The sequence below is a fragment of the Arthrobacter sp. SO3 genome (assembly GCF_020532825.1).
Taxonomy (GTDB): Bacteria; Actinomycetota; Actinomycetes; order Actinomycetales; family Micrococcaceae; genus Arthrobacter.
Genome location: NZ_MQTS01000182.1, coordinates 7,141 through 9,951, shown reverse-complemented (window position 1 = coordinate 9,951; position 2,811 = coordinate 7,141). Strand labels below are relative to the sequence as shown.

Annotated in this window: 2 protein-coding genes and 2 pseudogenes; 2 read left to right on the top strand and 2 right to left on the bottom strand. The window is 62.3% G+C overall.

The window, feature by feature from the left end; all coding sequences use genetic code 11:
• Window positions 1-223: pseudogene (locus BJQ90_RS16975) on the bottom strand (hypothetical protein); the annotation flags it as partial.
• Window positions 224-281: 58 nt separating this feature from the next.
• A complete protein-coding gene (locus BJQ90_RS16970) occupies window positions 282-872 on the bottom strand; it encodes a low molecular weight phosphatase family protein (protein WP_226761385.1) in 591 nt (196 codons plus the stop codon).
• 238 nt (window positions 873-1,110) lie between these two features.
• On the opposite strand from BJQ90_RS16970, the gene BJQ90_RS16965 reads away from it, so the two are divergent.
• Both BJQ90_RS16965 and BJQ90_RS16960 read left to right on the top strand, forming a co-directional pair.
• A complete protein-coding gene (locus tag BJQ90_RS16965) occupies window positions 1,111-1,704 on the top strand; it encodes a hypothetical protein (protein ID WP_226761384.1) in 594 nt (197 codons plus the stop codon).
• Between the two features lie 502 nt (window positions 1,705-2,206).
• Window positions 2,207-2,811 (top strand): annotated as a pseudogene (locus BJQ90_RS16960) (hypothetical protein); the annotation flags it as partial.

Here is a 2,811-nt window from a genome sequence, read left to right as displayed (position 1 = left end):
GTTCCGGGGTGGTGGGCGGCGTTGTCTCCGGTGCCGGGGCGGAGGTTTGCACCGGGGCTGCGGTTTCGGTGCGCGGCCGGTTCAGCAGGAAGGCCGCGGCGGCGACGGCGAGGACCACCAGCCCGGCGATGACGGCGAGGACGATGGTGCGGCGGCGGTGCAATCCGCCCGGTGCCGCGGCTGAGCCTGCGGCTGGTCCTGCTGGTTCCGGCGACGTTCCCATGGCCGGACACTACCACCGCCGTCGGCCAAATGATGCGGGCGGCAGAGAGGTTAAAAGGTCAGCCGTGCTGGCGGGCGAACCGCAGGATGGTGAGGATGGCCGGGGCGAGCTCGTCCTCCATCTGGTTGTACAGCTCCGGCCCGCGCCGGTAGGGGTCCACCACGTCGTTGTCGGAGGCCTCGGGGGCCAGGGACAGGTGCCGCACGGAGGCCGCGCGGGCCGGGAGTGACCGCCAAAACGCGGGAAGGTCGGCGGCGGCCGACGGCGCGTCGCGCTGTTCCAGGACCTGCAGCATCCGGGCAAATTCACGGATGGTGAAGGTGCGCTTCAGCAGGGAGGCATCCATCTGCATCACGTCCCCGCGGTGCTTGGCCGTCATTGCCAGCACGAGGTCGGACTCCCTGAGGATCTTCGGCGTCAGCAGCCGAGCCGCAAAGCCGTCCGGGGTCCCGCCGTAGGTCCGGATGATGTCCGCGGAGGGCGGCTGGACCGGATCGCCCACCATCGCCCGCGTTCCGGCGCTGCGCACCACAAAGGCGCCGGGCTGCACCTGGTCCAGCCCCGCCTGCAGCAGGCGCTCGGCGACGGGCGAGCGGCAGATGTTGCCGGTGCAGACCGTCAGGATCCGGACGGGGTGGAGCGCATCCAAGGTTTTCCCAACTTCCAGTAGCGAGACTCGTGCCGGCGGCAGGTTTCCGAGTTTAGCCGCGCGGACACACTTATGGACGCCGACAGGACATAGGGCCTATTTCTGAGGATCTTGATATTTAAGAAGCTTGATATTGAAGATTCACGTTTTTCTGCGTACAGTCGTCCAAGGATGCCGAGTCACTCGGCAGGAGCTGGCCCCATGGGGGGGTTCGCCGCACGAGAACCTGGGGTAAAAGATGTCGGAGATCAAGAGCTTGGCTGCACCGAGGGCCAGTTTCGACCGCCGTGCCGTTGTTAAGGGCGCAGCATGGAGTGTGCCCGTGATTGCAGCAGCCATTGCAGCGCCGGCCGCTGCTGCGTCGGCGAAGTCTGCGCTCGTGGCGTTTGACTACGCGGCGTTGAACGCTATAACCGTCTCAAACCTCGACGGAGTGAGTGCTTCTAAGTCTGCGACTGGCCCCATAGGTTTCCACATCCAGAACACTTCTGGCGCAATCGGAAGCCCCATTAGCGGTTCAATTAGGATCTCCCCCAGCCAGGCAGCAAAGGCTGATCCCGCACTGGGTGTCAAAACATTCACCGCGCAGGCACCATTGACTAACGTGAACCTCTCTGGAAATCAGACGGGTGCACCAAAAGACGCAAACATATACACCGCAAATTTCAGCTACACGAAGACCGTGCAGAGCAATGAATTCGTATCTTTCCCTATGGGCTTTTACTACCGCGGGCCATCTACCAGCGCCCCCCGAGAGTTCACTGTTGCCGTTACTCTCACGCTGCCGGGCCGAGCCGCTCTAACCATCACATCGTCCGTCCTCTTGTCCTAAGACCGAACGAACAATTGCCGCAGGACCAGCTGAGCTTGGCATACCAACAGTGGTCTAATGGCTAGTGTCAGAAGTTCGGGGAATACTTTGGGGGCGTTTTGTCGGAACGAGTCTCTTGGTGTGGACGCCCGATGGTGGCGTTAAGGTCTGACACGGCCGACGCCATCGCATCGCTGCATTTTGACAGGGCCCATTCCCGGGCCCTGGGCGGAGTGCAAGTGATCGGTAAAGTCTTTTGAGGGCCCCGGGTGACTTGAATCTTAATGTTCTGGGCGTACCCTGTGTAGTTCGGTGGGGTCCAGCCGTCAGTTTTGGCCAGCGGTGCTCCATGTTTGAGGCTTGGAGCCGGTGTCTCGGCGATCACAGGCAGTCTGTCGCAAGCGCAACAAGACCCGGAACTTCGACCCTCCCCTTTACTGCATCCTTTACTGCCTCCGTCTTCTTTGATTCCAAGGGGCCCGACGGCGGTGTGAGGCACCTCGGCTCGGATACGTTTGAGGGCTTGGCTGAAGCCGTGACCTCGGAAGTCACCACCGCCGCCATCCTCGAACGTGCGGGAGAGCTAACCATGTTCCACGCCTGCGGTGTTGCCGATGCGGACGGCGCCGTCATTGCGCTGGTGGCGAAGTCAGGCACGGGCAAAACCACAGCGTCCACGCAGCTCGCTCGAACCTTCGGCTATATAACGGATGAAACGGTCGCGATTCAGGTCGATGGAAGTGTGGTGCCCTACCCGAAGCCCCTTTCGGTTAAACAGGGAACGCCCGGTGCCGCCAAACTTCAGGTGGGCCCGGACGCGTTGGGCCTGCAAGTCGCACCGGACAAACCTCGCATCGCGGCCATCGCGCTCCTGAACAGGGTTGAAGGCTCGGGCTACCAACTGCCCGTGATCGAGCCAGTGTCTCTCGTGGAGGCTGTGTTGGCGCTTATTCCGGAAACTTCCTCTCAGTCAGCCGTATTTCAGCCGCTTCAATCCCTCTGCCGGCTAATAGACAGCGTGGGCGGAGTATTCCGCGTCAGCTATTCAGAAGCGCCTGACCTGAGGGACAGCCTGGAGCCGCTCTTTCTCCCTCGGCTGGCCACTGCATCGGATGCTAGCAACGCATG

Bases quoted from the DNA above. Each gene is read 5' to 3' on its own strand.
- BJQ90_RS16965 (WP_226761384.1), top strand. From the start codon at position 1,111: ATGTCGGAGATCAAGAGCTTGGCTGCACCGAGGGCCAGTTTCGACCGC.